The 16,520-nt window shown below is 66.9% G+C and carries 13 protein-coding genes and 1 pseudogene; 7 read left to right on the top strand and 7 right to left on the bottom strand.

Annotated elements, in window-relative coordinates:
- Nucleotides 1-26: 26 nt before the first annotated feature.
- The 3 genes from O0K41_RS19910 to O0K41_RS19920 all read right to left on the bottom strand — a co-directional run bounded on the left by O0K41_RS19910 (nucleotide 27) and on the right by O0K41_RS19920 (nucleotide 3,208).
- Entirely contained in the window at nucleotides 27-632 is a 606-nt protein-coding gene (locus tag O0K41_RS19910; RefSeq protein WP_108270566.1) for a thioredoxin family protein, read from the bottom strand.
- A gap of 19 nt (nucleotides 633-651) precedes the next feature.
- On the bottom strand, nucleotides 652-2,151 hold the full coding sequence (locus tag O0K41_RS19915; RefSeq protein WP_005411345.1) for an oligopeptide:H+ symporter: 1,500 nt from the start codon (nucleotides 2,149-2,151) through the stop codon (nucleotides 652-654).
- A gap of 181 nt (nucleotides 2,152-2,332) precedes the next feature.
- Nucleotides 2,333-3,208: a tryptophan 2,3-dioxygenase family protein gene (locus O0K41_RS19920; protein WP_005414712.1), complete on the bottom strand. Its 876-nt coding sequence runs from the start codon at nucleotides 3,206-3,208 to the stop codon at nucleotides 2,333-2,335.
- Nucleotides 3,209-3,543: 335 nt separating this feature from the next.
- Here O0K41_RS19920 and pdhA point away from each other — a divergent pair, with 335 nt between their 5' ends.
- From pdhA to O0K41_RS19940, 4 genes are read left to right on the top strand one after another with little or no spacing between them, the layout of a single operon-like run.
- Entirely contained in the window at nucleotides 3,544-4,626 is a 1,083-nt protein-coding gene (pdhA, locus tag O0K41_RS19925) for a pyruvate dehydrogenase (acetyl-transferring) E1 component subunit alpha (protein ID WP_049451145.1), read from the top strand.
- Nucleotides 4,619-5,686 (top strand): alpha-ketoacid dehydrogenase subunit beta, encoded by a 1,068-nt coding sequence (locus tag O0K41_RS19930; protein ID WP_005414714.1) that lies wholly within the window; start codon nucleotides 4,619-4,621, stop codon nucleotides 5,684-5,686. Before pdhA ends, O0K41_RS19930 begins: the two co-directional genes overlap by 8 nt.
- 1 nt (nucleotide 5,687) lies before the next feature.
- The gene (locus O0K41_RS19935; protein ID WP_005411349.1) at nucleotides 5,688-6,041 is read left to right on the top strand and encodes an SH3 domain-containing protein; all 354 of its coding nucleotides are present in this window, start codon (nucleotides 5,688-5,690) and stop codon (nucleotides 6,039-6,041) included.
- On the top strand, nucleotides 6,038-7,429 hold the full coding sequence (locus tag O0K41_RS19940; RefSeq protein WP_049451146.1) for a dihydrolipoamide acetyltransferase family protein: 1,392 nt from the start codon (nucleotides 6,038-6,040) through the stop codon (nucleotides 7,427-7,429). Before O0K41_RS19935 ends, O0K41_RS19940 begins: the two co-directional genes overlap by 4 nt.
- 138 nt (nucleotides 7,430-7,567) lie before the next feature.
- Here O0K41_RS19940 and O0K41_RS19945 read toward each other — a convergent pair whose 3' ends face one another.
- The 3 genes from O0K41_RS19945 to O0K41_RS19955 form a co-directional block, all read right to left on the bottom strand.
- Nucleotides 7,568-7,954, bottom strand: coding sequence for a VOC family protein (locus O0K41_RS19945; protein WP_049451147.1), 387 nt, complete (start codon nucleotides 7,952-7,954; stop codon nucleotides 7,568-7,570).
- Nucleotides 7,955-8,140: 186 nt separating this feature from the next.
- Entirely contained in the window at nucleotides 8,141-8,848 is a 708-nt protein-coding gene (locus O0K41_RS19950) for a YafY family protein (protein WP_099481246.1), read from the bottom strand.
- A complete protein-coding gene (locus tag O0K41_RS19955) occupies nucleotides 8,848-9,483 on the bottom strand; it encodes an NAD-dependent dehydratase (protein WP_239503593.1) in 636 nt (211 codons plus the stop codon). Before O0K41_RS19955 ends, O0K41_RS19950 begins: the two co-directional genes overlap by 1 nt.
- 105 nt (nucleotides 9,484-9,588) lie before the next feature.
- On the opposite strand from O0K41_RS19955, the gene O0K41_RS19960 reads away from it, so the two are divergent.
- Entirely contained in the window at nucleotides 9,589-11,127 is a 1,539-nt protein-coding gene (locus O0K41_RS19960; protein ID WP_005411356.1) for a GGDEF domain-containing protein, read from the top strand.
- 106 nt (nucleotides 11,128-11,233) lie between these two features.
- Here O0K41_RS19960 and O0K41_RS19965 read toward each other — a convergent pair whose 3' ends face one another.
- Nucleotides 11,234-12,160 (bottom strand): DUF808 domain-containing protein, encoded by a 927-nt coding sequence (locus O0K41_RS19965; protein WP_005411357.1) that lies wholly within the window; start codon nucleotides 12,158-12,160, stop codon nucleotides 11,234-11,236.
- 198 nt (nucleotides 12,161-12,358) lie between these two features.
- On the opposite strand from O0K41_RS19965, the pseudogene O0K41_RS19970 reads away from it, so the two are divergent.
- Nucleotides 12,359-14,014 (top strand): annotated as a pseudogene (locus O0K41_RS19970) (AarF/UbiB family protein); the annotation flags it as partial.
- A 244-nt stretch (nucleotides 14,015-14,258) separates the two neighbouring features.
- Nucleotides 14,259-16,364: a phosphoglycerol transferase I gene (locus tag O0K41_RS19975; RefSeq protein ID WP_164222991.1), complete on the top strand. Its 2,106-nt coding sequence runs from the start codon at nucleotides 14,259-14,261 to the stop codon at nucleotides 16,362-16,364.
- Nucleotides 16,365-16,520: the final 156 nt, after the last annotated feature.

Raw genomic sequence — 16,520 nt, forward strand, 5'->3', positions numbered from 1 at the left:
CTGCCGGCCAGCGGCCGGCACTACCCCTATTCCGGTTTGTCAGGTGCCCATTGTTTCAGGAACGCGCTCACCCGTGCCGGCTGGAAGGCTTGGCCCCTGCGCAGTTCGCCGGTGGCCTGCGAGACCAACAGGCTTCCATCGGCATCGAGCACCAGCAGGTGCGGGTAGTCGCGCTCCATCACCGGGAACTGGGCGAAGAACGCGGTGTTGGGCTGCTCGTCGCTGGCGTTGACCTTCACCCACACGTAGTGGGCATCGCGGAAGCGACGCAGGTCGCCGTTGCCTTCCACCACATCGTCCAGCGCGCGGCAGCGCTCACAGGCGGCGTTGCCGACCTCCAGCAGGATGCGCTTCTTGCCCCGCTGGGCTTCCACCTTGGCGGTGGCCAGGTCATCGGCGGGGTTGCGAGCCGGGTCGAACTGCGCACCGAGCCCGGCGATGGCGGCGATGTCCGCCGCCACCGGGGTGTTGCCCGAGGCCACCGGTTCGCTGGGGTCAGCGACCGGTGGCTCGGTGGGTCGGGTATCCAGAGGCTGCGTGGGCTCGGCGGTGGCAGGCGGTTGCGGTTGGGAACAGGCGCCTATCAGCGCCGCACAGACCACCACTGCCGCAGTACCGAGCTTGCTACGCATGCCTTCTACCCTCTCATCATTACTTGACGCCGTGCATCAGCTTGTTGATCAGCGGGGCGATCAGGAACAGCACCACGCCGGAGCCGATCAGGGCCCAGAACCCGAAGGTATACCCCTTCAGGGCCGACTCGACCGTCATGCCGCCTTCACCACTGACCACGCCAGCGAAGATGCCCGACAGGTTGTTGCCGATGCCCGTGGACAGGAACCAGCCGCCCATGCCGAAGCCGACCAGGCGCACCGGGGCCAGCTTGGTCACCATCGACAGGCCGATCGGCGACAGGCACAGCTCACCCACCGACTGGATGACGTAGACCATGAACAGGGTCCAGAACGGGATCTTGCCGTCCACGACCATCTGCGACAGGGCGAACATCAGCAGCGCGAAGGCGGCGCCGTTGAACAGCAGGCCCAGGCCGAACTTGCGCGGGATGGACGGATTGGCGCGGCCCATGGCCACCCAGATCCAGGCGATCACCGGGGCCAGGGTGATGATCGCCACCGAGTTGACCGACTGGAACCACGCGGTCGGGAAGGTCCAGTCACCGAACTGGCGGTTGACGATGTTCTCGGCCAGGAAGGTGAACGAGCTGCCGGCCTGTTCGAAGAACATCCAGAACATCACGTTGAAGGCGAAGATGATCAGCATGGCGATCACGCGGTCGCGCTGCACCTTGCCTTCGCGGATGCCCTCGACCAGCAGCAGGACGGCCAGCGCGGTGAACATCGCACCCAGGATCCAGGCCAGCGCGGTGGCGCCGGTGGCCAGCAGGAAGTACGCGACCGGGATGGCGACCACGGCACCGGCCAGCACCATGATGATGCGGCCGAAACCTTCAGCGCCGGCCGGCGGTGCACCGATGCCCTTCAGGCCGGCACGACCGATGTAGAACCACACCAGCGAGATCAGCATGCCCACGCCCGAGGCGATGAACACGACCTTGTAGGACGGCATCGCGTCGGTACCGAACACCTTGCGGGCCAGGTACTCGGTCAGCACCGGGGCGATCATCGCGCCGATGTTGATGCCCATGTAGAAGATGGTGAAGCCCGAATCGCGGCGCTCGTCCTTCAGCCCGTACAGCTTGCCGACCATGGTCGAGATGTTGGGCTTGAACAGGCCGTTGCCGACGATGATCGTGGCCAGGCCGAGCTTGAAGATGTGCTCCTGCGGCAGCGAGATCATGAACAGGCCGGCGGCCATGATGATCGCGCCGGTCAGGATCGAGCGCTGGTAGCCCAGTACCCGGTCGGCCACGTAGCCACCGAAGATCGCCGCGGCGTACACCAGGGCCAGGTAGGCGCCGTAGATGCGGCTGGCGTCGCCTTCACCGGCAGCGCTGCCGTTGTAGAACTGGGCGACGATGTACAGCACCAAGGCCCAGCGGATGCCGTAGAACGCAAAGCGTTCCCAGAACTCGGTCATGAACAGCATCCACAACGGGCGCGGGTGGCCCAGCGTGGTCTTGAAGTCCGGCAGCGCCGGCTCTGGGGTGTTCGCAGTGGCGTTTACGCTCATGCGGATTTCCTGGTTCGGTGGATGACGAGCACGTCCGCTGTGCAGTTGGAGCAACGCGCGAGGATCACCGACTTCTGGCGTTCACGTCAAATACACGCCGTTTGAGGCAGGTGCCAGCCTGCTCGCTGAACTTGCATTTGAAACGATCCAGCCGCCGGCCGGGATCCAAGCTGAATACGGATCAGGCCTGTTCGGCCGGGGGCGCGGCCTGCAGGCTGGTGCGCACCTGGAACAGCTCGGGGAAGAAGGTCAGCTCCAGTGCCTTGGCCAGGAAGCCCACGCCGGACGAGCCACCGGTGCCGCGCTTGAAGCCGATCACCCGCATCACCGTGCGCATGTGGCGGAAGCGCCACAGCTGGAAGGCGGTCTCCAGGTCCACGAGGTCCTCGCACAGCGCGTACTCGCGCCAGTAGCGGTCGGTGTCCTGGTAGATGCGTTCGAAGACCGGCTGCAGGGCGTCGTCGGCCACGTGCGGCTGGGTCCAGTCGTGGGCCTCGTAGACCGCCGGCACGGCATGGCCGAAGCGGGCCAGGTACTTCAGGAATTCCTCGTACAGGCTGGGCGCCTCCAGCACGGTGCGCAGCTGCGCCTGCCCGGCCGGGTCGTGCTCGAACACCTGCAGCATCTGCGCGTTCTTGTTGCCCAGCAGGAACTCGATGTAGCGGTACTGCAGCGACTGGAAGCCCGACGACGGGCCCAGCACGTCGCGGAAGCCCATGTATTCGGACGGGGTCAGTGTTTCCAGCACCGACCACTGCTCGGTCAGCTGGCGCAGCACCTGCTTGCTGCGCGCCAGCACCTTGCGGCACTGCCAGACTTCATCGCGCTGCAGGAAGCCGATTGCGGCACGCAGCTCATGGCCCAGCAGCTTCAGCCACAGTTCCGAGGTCTGGTGCTGGATGATGAAGAGCATCTCGTCATGGTGCGGCGGGCTGGACAGCGGCTGCTGCGCGCTGAGCAGCTGGTCCAGCCGCAGGTAGCCGCCGTAGGTGAGGCGTCCCTGCAGGTCGGTGTGGATGCCGGCTTCGAGATCGCGTTGGTTGTTGTCGACGGACATGGGCGGGACCAGATCGGGGGCGGCAAGGGTAGCGCGTTGCCGCCGCGCTGGCAGCCGCCGGGTCCATACCGGGGCGTGCGGTTGGCCGTGGAGCATCGGCCGATCCCAGGCCTGCGCGTGGAACCGTCCAGGCCGTTGTACTGGCGGTCAGCCTGAGGCGTATTCTGATGCTTTGCAGCAACGACTGAATACGTTGTTGTTATTGGCCCCCCACCCGCCGGCAGGGGTAAAACGGGGAATCCCCGTGTTGCGGCGCAGGAAGGCTATTCCGTACGCGTTCCTTAACATGGCGATTCATATCATTTGTAACTTCTCTGTCGAAGGTGCAGTACGCAATGACGGTTGCCGCTGAATTCAAGATCGAATACCTGCAGTACCTGGATACGGACGGCAAACTCGTCCGCGATGACCTGCCTGCGTCGCTGCGCGACCCCAAGGTCCTGGTACCGCTGTTCAAGCAGATGCTGTTCGTACGTACGTTCGACAGCAAATCTATCGCACTGCAACGCACCGGCAAGCTCGGCACCTATGCCGCCTGCCTGGGCCACGAAGCCGCGCACGTGGGTATCGGCGCGGCGATGCAGAAGGACGACGTGTTCGCGCCTTCGTACCGCGAGTATGGCGCGATGTTCATGCGTGGCGTGCGCCCGCACGACGTGCTGATGTACTGGGGCGGCGACGAACGCGGCAACGATTACGGCGGCAACGCGGCCAAGGACTTCCCGTTCTGCGTGCCGATCTCCACCCAGTGCCTGCATGCCGCAGGCGCGGCGCTGAAGTTCAAGCTCAACAAGGAACCGCAGATCGCGGTGGCCGTGTGCGGCGACGGCGGCAGCTCCAAGACCGACTTCTACGCAGCACTGAATTCGGCCGGCGCCTACAAGCTCCCGCTGATCCTGTGCATCGTCAACAACGGTTGGGCCATCTCGGTCCCGCGTTCGGCCCAGACCGGTGCCGAAACGCTGGCGCAGAAAGGCCTGGCCGGCGGCCTGCACTGCCTGCAGGTGGATGGCAACGACCTGATCGCGGTGCTGGCGGCCATGGAGCAGGCGCGCGAACGTGCGCTGGCCGGCGACGGCGGCACCGTGCTGGAACTGATGACCTACCGCCTGTCCGACCACACCACCGCCGATGACGCGCGCCGCTACCGCGACGACGCCGAAGTGAAGGATGCCTGGCAGCGCGAGCCGATGCTGCGCCTGCGCAAGTACCTGATCAACGCCGGTGTGTGGAGCGAAGACGAAGAGACCGCCTGGGTCGCCGAGTGCGGCACGCGCGTGGACGAGGAAGTGAACCTGTACCTCAACACGCCGGTGCAGCCGGTCGAGGCGATGTTCGACTTCCTGTATGCCGATCCGCCGCCGGACCTGCTGGCCCAGCGTGCCCAGGCGATCGCCCTGGAGAAGCGCCATGGATGAGATCAAGAACGGCGCGCCCGGCGCGCACACCAACGCCGCCGACAGCGCTGCGGTCGCGCGCGGAGAAGAGAGCATGACCACCACCCCGATCACCCTCATCGAAGCCATCACCCAGGCGCTGGCCTGGGAGCTGGAACACGACCCGTCGGTGCTGGTGCTGGGCGAAGACGTGGGCGTCAACGGCGGCGTGTTCCGCGCCACTGCCGGTCTGCAGCAGCGCTTCGGCTCGGACCGCATCCTCGACACCCCGCTGGATGAAACCACCATCGCCGGCCTGACGATTGGTCTTGCCGCGCAGGGCATGAAGCCGGTGGCCGAAGCCCAGTTCGATGGCTTCATGTACCCGATGGTCGACCATATCGTCTGCCACGCCGCCCGCCTGCGTTATCGCACGCGTGGCCGCCTGCACTGCCCGATGGTGCTGCGCGTGCCGTGGGGCGGTGGCATCCGCGCGCCGGAACACCACAGCGAAGCCAACGAGGCGATCTTCACCAACGTGCCGGGCCTGCGCGTGGTGCTGCCGTCGTCGCCGCAGCGTGCCTATGGCCTGCTGCTGGCCGCGATCCGCGAACCGGATCCGGTGATCTACATGGAGCCCAAGCGCATCTACCGCCAGTACAAGGAAGTGGTCGTCAACGACGGCGAAGCCTTGCCGCTGGACGTCTGCTTCGTGCTGCGCGACGGCACCGACGTGACCCTGGTGACCTGGGGCGCGCAGGTGAAGGAAGCGCTGGAAGCGGCCGACAAGCTGGCCGGCGAAGGCATCAGTGCCGAAGTCATCGACGTGGCCACACTGCGTCCGCTGGACTTCGCCACCATCGCCGAATCGGTGGCCAAGACCGGCCGCTGCGTGATCGTGCAGGAGGCTCCGAAGACCGCGGGCTTCGGCGCCGAGATCGCCGCGCGCCTGGCCGAGGAATCGATCTACGACCTGCTGGCCCCGGTCGAGCGCGTCACTGGCTACGACACCCACATTCCGCTGTTCCGCCTGGAAATGAAGTACCTGCCGAGCGTTGAGCGGATCGTGGCTGCGGCCAAGCGCGCGGTGGCGGCCGGCTGACATGCGGGCCCGCCTTCTGGGGGCTTACCGCAGCCAGTATCCCAACCCGCTCCGGTTCCACACCGGCCAGATCGTCGAAGTAGGTGTCCGTGACGAGGAATGGCCGGCGTTTGCCTGGGTACGCACCAACGATGGGCGCGCTGGATGGGCGCCCATCGCCTGGTTGCAGCTGCTGGACGAGGGTCGCGCCGAAGCGCTGTGCGACTACGACGCCCGCGAGCTGGATGTGGAAAGCGGCGAGATGGTGAAGCTTCATCACGAACACGGCGGGTGGTGGTGGTCCGAGCGCGCCAATGGCGCGACGGGTTGGCTGCCGGCCCGCGAACTGGAACTGCTGGAAGAGAACTGCAAATGAGCCAGACCAAGAACTTCAACCTGCCCGACCTGGGCGAAGGCCTGCCGGACGCGACCATCGTCGAGTGGTTCGTCAAGGAAGGCGATGTGATCAAGCTGGACGAGCCGCTGGTGTCGATGGAGACCGCCAAGGCCGTGGTGGAAGTGCCCTCGCCGTTCTCCGGCAAGGTGCTGAAGCTGTCCGGCGGTGCCGGCGACATCATCCCGACCGGCTCGGTGCTGGCCAGCTTCGAACTGGACCCGAACCTGCCGCAGCGTGCCGATGGCCAGGACACCGGCCACAGCCATGGTCATGCCGCACCGGCCACGCCGGCTGCCGCACCGACCCCGCCGCCGCTGCCGGCTGCGCCGGTCGCTGCGGAGGAAGCCAAGCCGGCCGCCGCCGAGCGTGACGACGCCGGTACCGTGGTCGGCGCCATGCAAAGCTCCAACGCCGTGCATGCCGAACAGGCGCTGGCCGTCGGTGGCGTCAAGGCCGTGCCGGCCGTGCGTGCGATGGCGCGCAAGCTGAGCGTGGACCTGAGCCGCGTGCCGGCCAGCGGCACCGATGGCGCGGTCACCATGGCCGACGTCAAGCAGGCCGCCGCCAACGGCACCGCCAAGCTCGGCGCTGCTCCGGCACCGGTTGCCGCTGCTGCCTATGCCGCGCAGGCCCCGGCGCAGGTGTCTGCCCCGGTGCAGAGCGAAGCCCGCACCCCGCTGTCCGCCGCCGGCAAGCCGATGCGTACCCAGCCGCCGGGCGTGGTCGCCAAGGGCCAGCCGGAACCGCTGAAGGGCGTGCGCCGCAACATGGCACGCGTGATGGCCGATGCGCACAGCAAGGTCGTGCCGACCACGCTGAACGACGACGCCGACATCCACGCCTGGCTGCCGGGCAACGACGTCACCGCGCGCCTGGTGCGTTCGATCGTGGTCGCCGCGCAGAAGGTACCGGCGATGAACGCCTGGTTCGACGGTGAAGCGCTGACCCGTACCCTGCACGCACAGGTGGACATCGGCATCGCCGTGGACACCGACGACGGCCTGTTCGTGCCGGCCCTGCGCAATGCCGACATGCTCGACGCACGCGGCATCCGCGAAGGCGTCAACCGCCTGCGCGAGCAGGTGGAATCGCGTTCGATCGCCGCTTCGGAACTGAGTGGCTACACCATCTCGCTGTCCAACTTCGGCATGTTCGCCGGCCGCTACGCGACCCCGGTCGTGGTGCCGCCGTGCGTGGCCATCGTCGGTGCCGGCCGTGCCCGCCACCAGATGACCCCGGTGATGGGCGGCGTGGAAGCGCACAAGGTGATCCCGCTGTCGGTCACCTTCGACCACCGCGCGGCCACCGGCGGCGAAGCGGCGCGCTTCCTGCGCGCAATGATGGACGACCTGGCGCTGGCCAGCTGATCGGCCACCTGATCGGTGGGTGCCAACCGTTGGTTGGCACATGACTTGGAGAAAACGCCGGGCATTGCCCGGCGTTTTTTTGTGCCTGCTCCGTCGCGCTCCATCCACGCATGGCGTGGATCTACACAATGCGGGCGATCAATCGCGCGCGACCAGGCCCTCGGCGCGGCTGTACACACGCAGGCGGTGGCCATCAGGATCTGCCCCGACAAAAGTATGGCCGAACTCCAGTGTCAACGGCGCCTGCAGGATCTGCACGCCGAGTGCGCGCCACGCATCGTGCATCTGCTGCACGGCCTCGGGGTTGGCCACCACCATTGCCAGTTCGGCGGCGCCTGCCTGCGCGGACACCGGCGGTTGCACGTCGTCGCGTTGCCACAGGCCGAGTGCGGCGCCATCGCCGAGCAGGAACAGGGCAAATCCGGGCGACTGCTCGACCGGCGGTCTGCCGAGAATGCCGCTGTAGAAGGTGGCGCTGGCGGCGACGTCGCGCACGTACTGCAGCAGGGTGCTGGGCGTGAACATGGGGAAGCTCCGTTGTTGGGAGCGCTCATGGTGGTACGGCCCTGCTGACAGATTCTGTCAGTAGAGTCGACTGTTGGTAGAGTCGACTGTCAGTCGACTGCTCTTCCCTCAACCTGCCTAAACCCCGCGCTGCGCGCGATAGTCGACTAACAGTCGACTCTACCCCCGCTCCCGGCTGTTGCTCTGTTATGAGCGATCCAACCAGTCCGGCGCGATGCCCTGTGCCTTCTGCCAGCGCCGCAGCAGCGTGGCGCGCGGCACGAGGTAGCGATCCTCCATCACGCGCACCTGGCGGATGCGGTCCAGCCTGAAATGGCGGAAATCCTCGCGGCGCTCGCACCACGCCGCCAGCATCGGCACCTCATCGAAGTAGCCCAGCGCGAACGGCCAGACGATCCGCTCGCTGCGCTGACCGTGCGCGTCCTCGTAGCCGAACTTCAGGCGCTGCTGTGAACCGACAGCCTCTCGCACGGCCTGCAGACGAGCTGGGGGAACCTTGGCCGCCGCACGCGAAGGGCCCACCCGCAGGCCACTGTCACGCAAGGCCTCGCGCCGCGCTGCGGGCAACACATGCGCGATACGCGCCAGGGCATCGCGTGCGGCTTCGGCCAACGCGGGTTCGGTACGGGCCGCAACCCAGCGCAGGCCCAGCACCAGCGCGTCGATCTCGGCCGGTGGCAGGGTCATCGGTGGCAGGGTGTCGCTCGGCGCCAGCTGGTAGCCAACGCCGGCCTCGCCACGCAGGTCAGCGCCCTGCTCACGCAGGGTCTCGATATCGCGGTACAGCGTGCGCAGGCTGATGCCCAGCGCTTCGGCCAGCGTCTGCCCGGCCACCGGCCGCCGATGGCGGCGCAGAAGCTGCAGCAACTGGGTCAGGCGCAGCGCACGCGACATCAGCCGACCAGTGCGCTCGATGCCACCACGTGCTCACCCGGTTGCGGGGCCAGCGCGGCCTCGACCAGAGCCTTGGCGATTTCGCTGGCCGGGTTGATCCGCCACGCCCGTGGCAACACCGGCCCCAATGCACCCAACACCGTCAGGGCCAGGCGCTCGCCACGACGCACCTCGTTGCGCTCGCCCCCGATCAGCCCTGGGCGAACCAGGGTCAACGCGTTGAAGCCCAGCGCGCGCAGGTCACGCTCCAGCTCGCCCTTCACCCGGCTGTAGAAGATCGCCGACTGCGGGTTGGCACCGGCCGCGGAATTCAGCACATAAGTCTGTGCACCCTGTGCCTGTGCGAGCCGCGCGAACGCCAGCGGGTAGTCATGATCGATGCGGTGGAAAGCCTCGCGGCTGCCGGCCTGGGCAATGGTGCTGCCGAGCGCGCAGATGACCGCGTCCACGCGCGCCCATGCTGGCGAAGTGGGCAACGCGTCGAAGGCCAATACCCGGTTCTCCAGCTTCCCGTGGGTCATGCCCAACGGGCGGCGGGTGGGCGCCACCACGCCACTGCAGCGCGGGTCGTCCAGCAGCCGGGGCAGGGCCAGCCCACCAACCAGGCCGGTCGCCCCCAGCAACATCACGCGCATCACCACCTCCACTGCGGCATCCTGTCGCCCATCCTAGCCGTTCAAGCCGTCGGCGACCGCGCCGATATGCTGGAACCAGTCCCTGCCAGCCCCAGGATTCGCTCCATGACGGACCAGCCCGACCATCGCCCTGCCCCCGGTACCGCCCTTGGGCCGCCGGCACGCGTGCGCGCGGTGGTGGACGATGGGCTGGGCGACCGCGTGGTACTGCAGGGCGGTGGTGGCGTGGCATTGCAGCAGCTGTTCGCCGGCGCCGACGCGCCGGAACCGCTGCTGGCCGCCTTCGCCAACGGCATGGCCACCCTGCCCGGCGAACTGGGTGACATGGGCGACCGCCTGCAGTCGGCGCAGGCCAGTGCCGATTGGCCGCGCTACGGGCGCGCGATGCGGCAGCTGATCGACAAGTACATCCGCACCATCGAACAGCATTCGCCGGACGGACAGCCGGAAAGCCTGCGCCTGTCCGAGCAGCTGCGGCTGCTGCTGGGTGGCGCGGTGGTGGCCCTGCTGCAGCACGACCCGGATCTGCGCGAACAAGCGCAGGCCCTGGCCACGCGCCTGCGCCAGTGGCAGCCGGGTACCGCACTGGAGCCGATCGAACAGGGCGTGCGCGAACTCGGGCACCAGGTCGGCGTGCGTGCCGAGAGCTGGCAGGAGCAGCAGGCGCTGCTGCTGGAACTGTTCGCGCTGCTGTTGGAAAACGTGAGCGAGCTGCTGGACGACCGCAGTTGGCTGCAGGGCCAGATCGCGGCGGTGCGCCAGCTGCTGGACGGGCCGCTGGAAGCCGAGGCAGTCGAGCGCACCCGTGCCGAACTGCGCGAAGTGATCTACAAGCAGGGCCTGCTGCGCCAGGGCATCGACGATTCGAAGGCGGCGATGCGCGGGTTGATGGGCGAGTTCATCGAGCGCATGGATGGCATGGCCACCAGCACCGGCGAATACCACGACCGCATCGGCAGCTACGCACTGCAGCTGCGCGAGGCGCGTAGCATCGCCGACCTCAACCAGCTGCTGCAGGACGTGATGCGCGACACCGGCAAGGTGCAGCAACAGGCCGCGCAGGCCCGCGATCACCTGGCCAATGCGCGGCAGGAAGTGGAACGCGCCGAACAGCGCATTGCCGAGCTGGAGCAGGAACTGCGTGCCGCCGGTGACCTGGCGCGCATCGATCCGCTGACCCAGGCGCTGAACCGCCGCGGCCTGGACGAACTGCTGCAGCGTGAACTGGCGCGTGCTGCGCGCAACAACTCACCGCTGGGCGTGGCGGTGATCGACCTGGATGATTTCCACCTGACCAACGAGGCGCACGGCCACGCCGGCGGCGATGCGTTGCTGCAGCACCTGGTGGCCGTTTGCAGGCTGTTGCTGCGCGCCACTGACGGCATCGCACGGCTGGGTGGCGACGAGTTCGTGCTGGTGCTGCCGGAAACCCAGGGTGCCGATAGCATGGCCACCGTGCAGCGCCTGCAACGCTCACTGGCGCACCGCGTGCTGACCGTGCAGGACCGGCGCGTGCCGGTGCACTTCAGCGCCGGGCTGGCGCAATGGCAGCCGGGCGACGATACCGAGGCTTTGCTGCGCCGTGCGGATGACGCGTTGTATGCGGCCAAGCGACAGGGCAAGAACCGCGTGCAGGCGGGCTGACCGTCCGGCCCGTCGCGAACCGCTTTGGTAGGTGCCAACCTTGGATGGCACACGTGGAAACAAAGCGCCGACCAAGGTCGGCCTCTACCTTGCGACCCGCCGGTGATTACTTGCCGCGCAGCTTCTGGAACCCGGTCACGGCCGCGAGCACGATGGCGCCGGCGATGATGCCGACCACCATGTTACCCACCGCGCTGACCAGCCAGCCCCACTGCCCCTCGCCGCCCATCGCCTGTACTGCGTGGTGCAGCGCCGGCACGTTGTGCACCAGGATGCCGCCGCCCACCAGGAACATGGCAATGGTGCCGGCCACCGACAGGAACTTCATCAGCCACGGTGCCGAAGCCACCAGGCCGCGACCGAAGGCGGCCACGGCCCCACCCTTGCGCGACAGGTACAGGCCGACGTCATCGAGCTTCACGATGCCCGCTACCAGCCCATAGACGAAGACCGTCATCGCCAGTGCAACCACGGCCAGCGTGACCAGCTGGTTGGTGAACGATGCGGTGGCGACCACGCCCAGGGTCAGTACGATGATCTCGGCCGAGAGGATGAAGTCGGTGCGGATCGCGCCTTTTACCTTGTCCTTCTCCCACGCCACCATGTCCACCTGCGCGTCGGCCAGCGCCTTGCGCCGCTCGGCCTGATGCTCGGCGTCGTCCTCGGCTGAGTGCAGGAACCGGTGTGCCAGCTTCTCAACGCCCTCAAAGCACAGGAACGCGCCACCGATCATCATCAGCGGCACGATCAGCGGCACGTTCCAGCCGCGGCTGTGCAGCCAGGCCTCCAGCGCACTGATCGCCAATGCTGCAGGCACCAGGATCACCTTGTTGACCAGCGAGCCCTTGGCCACCGCCCACACCACCGGCAGTTCGCGGTTGGCGTTGACCCCGGTGACCTGCTGCGCGTTCAGCGCCAGGTCGTCGCCCAGCACGCCGGCGGTTTTCTTCGCCGCGACCTTGGTCAGGACCGAGACATCGTCGAGGAGGGTGGCGATATCGTCGAGCAGGGCGAACAGGCTGGCACCGGCCATGGGAAGTCCAGAGAGGGAATGAGCGGATTCTGACCGATCCGGTGTGGACTGCGGAAGACGTCGGATTCACTGCGTGCCCACCGCCCCCCGGCGACACTGCGGAATCCGGACATCGCCGGCCCGGGGCCGGCGCTACCTGTCTTCGTCGCATGGGAGTTCCGCTTGAGCAATCCGCCCACCGCCAATGGCAATCCTCCGCTGGTCAAAGGCATGAACCGGCGCAGCCAGATCCTGCGCCTGCTGATGCGCTATCGCCATTCAGGGGTGTTCTCGGGCATGAACCTGGATGCCGCAGGCAATCCAGCCGACGTTCCCGCGGACGGCAACCCGGAACAGTTCGTCAGCGACCTGGAAGCGCTGGGCCCCACCTTCGTCAAGCTGGGCCAGATGCTGTCCACGCGCCCGGACATGGTGCCGGTGGAGTTCGCCACAGCCCTGGAGCGCATGCAGGAAAAGGTGGCCGAGATTCCGGTCGAGCGCATCCATGCGATCGTCGAGCAGGAGCTGGGCGCACCGGTGAACAAGCTGTTCGCCTCATTCGATCCCGAACCGCTGGGCTGTGCCTCGATCGCGCAGGTGCATCGCGCGGTGCTGCACGACGGACGCCAAGTGGCAGTGAAGGTGCAGAAGCCTGAAGTGGCTGCACAACTTCGCTCGGACCTGGAGGCGCTACGCAGCTTCGCGCTGGCCGCCGACCACCTGACCCAGGTGGGCCGCCGCGTGCGCCTGCGCGACTGGCTCAACGAGTTCGCAAAGACCCTGATGCAGGAGCTGGACTACCACGCCGAGGCCGAGAACCTGGCCCGTTTCGGCCGACACCTGAAGCCGTTCCGCCGCCTGTGGATTCCGCAGCCGCTGTGGGACTACAGCAGCCAGCGCGTGCTGACCATGGAACTGGCCACCGGCGTGCGCGTGGATGCAATTCCCGATGTGCGCCGCACCGAACAATCGATGGACCCGCTGGCGGCGGCGCTGATCCGCGGCTACCTGGACCAGATCTTCGTGCACGGCGAGATCCACGCCGACCCGCACCCCGGCAACCTGCGGGTGATGCCCGATGGACGGCTGGCGATCTTCGACCTGGGCATGGTCGCGCACATGCCGCCACGCCTGCGCGAGCGGCTGCTGAAGATTCTGTTCGCCGCAGTCGATGGCCGTGGCGAGGAAGTAGCCGACGATCTGATCAGCATCAGCACGCGGCTGGAGGCCTTCGACGAAGAGCGCTACCTGCGCGAGACCGGCCAGCTGATCGCGCGCTACGCCGCCAGCGGCAGTTTCTCCGAAGGCCGCGTGGTGCTGGACATGGTGCGCATCGCCACCGCCTGCGGCCTGCGCACCCCGCCGGAACTGAGTCTGCTCGGCAAGGCGCTGCTCAACCTGGAAACCGTATGCCGGTTGCTGGCACCGGACCTGGATACCCGCCGTATCATCGAACGCCAGCTGCAGCACGTGATGCGTGCGCGCCTGAAAAAATCACTGTCCGCAGCCAACATCGCCAGCGAGGCGATGGAGCTGCAGCAGCTGCTGCGCGATGGGCCGCGCAAGCTGTCGGACATCATGGCGCTGCTGGCCGAGAACCGTCTGCAGATGAAGGTGACGGGCCTGGAAGAATCGCGGCTGATGGAGAACCTGCAGAAGATCGCCAACCGCGTGGCGGCCGGCATCATCAGCGCGGCATTGATCATGGCCGCCGCGATGATGATGAAGATCGACACCGGCTGGCATCTGTTCGGCTACCCGCTCATCGCCCTGATTCTGTTGTTCATCGGCGTAGTGCTCGGCCTTGGCATCGTGACCAGTGCATTGCTGTTCGATCGTCGCGCGCGGGCACGCGAAGAGCGCGGGCATCGCTAGCGAATCTACGAAAACACCCGTATTCATGCGGTTTTTAATGCAATCCAACGAAGCCTTTCACGCTCGTTTTACCTTCTGAGCGCGATTTCGCGCGCGTCATTCCAACAAACATTTCAGTCAGGTTCGTGCATGCACTATCGGGTCATCGGCCTGTCACATGCATGTGCTTGCGGCAGCGCCGGTCGGATGGACACGCGTCGGTACGACGTCCATCACCACCACCCCGTCACTGCCGAAGCTGCCTATGCTCTGGATACTGCTGCTGTCGTTGTTGCTGCTGTGCTGGTTGTTCCTCGCGTCCGGCAAATGGGTGTGGTGGAAGGCCAGTGCGTTCTCGCTGCTGCTGCTCACGCTCAGCGCATGGTGGCTGATCGACAAGCTGTCCGGTGATGGGCTCAACGCCGCCACGCTGTACCACCTCGGCGCCGACATGGAAGGCGCCGGAGTCTCCGACTTCAAGGGCTACATCGCCGGCTTCATCGTGCTGGCGCTGGTCTCGCTGCTGCCGCTGTTCGCCACGCGGGTGAAGCGCTGGCGCCGGCCCGGCCACGGTGGCGCGCTGTTCGCGGGCTTCGCGGCCGTGTGGGTGGCCACGATCATGATCAGCCCGCTGGCCCGCGACGGCCAACGCCTGTACCAGCAGCTGCGCCCGGTCGACTTCGCCCGCATCGCCCCCGAATACCAGGTGCCGACGCAGCCGCTGCAGCGCCCGCGCAACATCGTCTGGATCTACGGCGAGAGCCTGGAGCGCACGTACCTGGACGAAAACGTATTCCCAGGCCTGATGCCCAATCTCAACCGGCTGGCGTCCGAGTCGCTGGACGTGCGCAACCTGGCCTCGGCCGAGGGCAGCGGCTGGACCATCGCCGGCCTGGTGTCGTCGATGTGCGGCGTGCCGCTGACCACTTCGCAGGGCGATGAGAACAGCATGGACCGGATGGGCAGCTTCCTGCCCAAGGCGGTGTGCCTGGGCGACTACCTGAAGCAGCAGGGCTATACCAACCATTACCTGGGCGGGGCCAACGGCCAGTTCGCCGGCAAGGGCCAGTTCCTGGCCAGCCACGGTTTTGACGAAGTGCATGACCTCGCCTGGTTCAAGCAGCAGAAAAAGATCGGACGCATCCACTACTCCGCCTGGGGCGTGCACGACGACGTGCTGCTGGATACCGCCTACCAGCGCTTCGAACAGCTCTCGCGCGCCGGCTCGCCATTCATGCTCACCACGCTCACCATGGACACCCACCACCCGGCGGGCCACCTGCCGGTGTCGTGCAAGGGCGAGCGCTACCAGAGCCAGTACGGCAACATCAACATGCTCAACGCGCTCAAGTGCAGTGACCGGCTGATCTCGCAGCTGGTCGAACGCATCCAGGCCAGCCCGTACGGCAAGGACACGCTGATCGTGATCGCCTCCGACCACCTGGCGATGCCCAACGATCTGACCCACATCCTGACCCGGCAGAAGCGCGAGAACCTGCTGCTTTTCCTGGGCGATGGCATTGCCCCGCAGCAGCTCAGCGCCGACGCCGGCACCACCCTGGATTCGGGTGCGACCCTGCTCAGCCTGTTGGACCCGAACCTGAAGACGATGGGCTTTGGCCGTTCACTGATCGATACCCAGCGCGCGCCCAGCGCCAGCGTGGCCACCCAGCGTGATGGCGGCCGAGATTACCCGCAGTACCTCGCCTTCGCCCGCTCGCTGTGGCTGGGTGAGCCGACCCGCGAACTGAGGATCGACGGCGACGACCAGGTGGTGGTCGGCCTGCAGCACGTGCAACCGCCGGTGCTGCTGGAATACGACAAGGACTGGGGATTGAAGTCGGTGTATCTGGAGAACACCTCGCGCCAGTTTGATGATGCCGACCCGGACAACACCCTGGCCTATGTCGACCGCTGCACCGCGTTCGAGGACGGCTCGGCCGATGGCGACTGGTGCGCCCTGCTGGTCAACCGTGACAACGGCATCAAGCTGTACCGCGACAACGACCTTCGTGGCGGCATTGCCGTGGACGCACCGCTGGACGCATTCCAGGGCCCGCGCCCGAGCGTGCGCCAGGCGCACATGATCACCCAGAAGGGTCGCCGCACCCGCGCCGGCCAGTACATGCTGCAGCTGGTGGCGAGCACGCGGCCGGATCGTGGCTTCTGGATCGAAGCGGTGTCCTCGCAGCGCAAGGTGGTGCTGGCCCAGCAGTGGGTGCAGCCCGATGCCAACGGCAAGATCAACGTGTCGTTCGGGCTGGACCACGAAGTGGATGATCTGGAGATCCGCGCGTGGTTGAACCATGCCGAGAAGCTGGCGGTGGACACGTTCGCACTGGTGCCCTCGCGCAGCCGACCACGGGGGTAGGGGTTTCTTTGCAGGGCTGCGCCCTGCCACCCGCCGAAGCAACAGCCGAAGCAACAGCAACAGCGGGCATTCCGTGGGATGGCGGGGCGGTGCCGGAGTGTGGGGTGTCAGCCGCATGGATGCGGCTGCCAAGCCTACAGGGACGTACTTGCGGCG

Origin of the sequence: Stenotrophomonas sp. Sm2128, from assembly GCF_030985535.1 — a bacterium.
Lineage (GTDB): Bacteria > Pseudomonadota > Gammaproteobacteria > Xanthomonadales > Xanthomonadaceae > Stenotrophomonas > Stenotrophomonas maltophilia.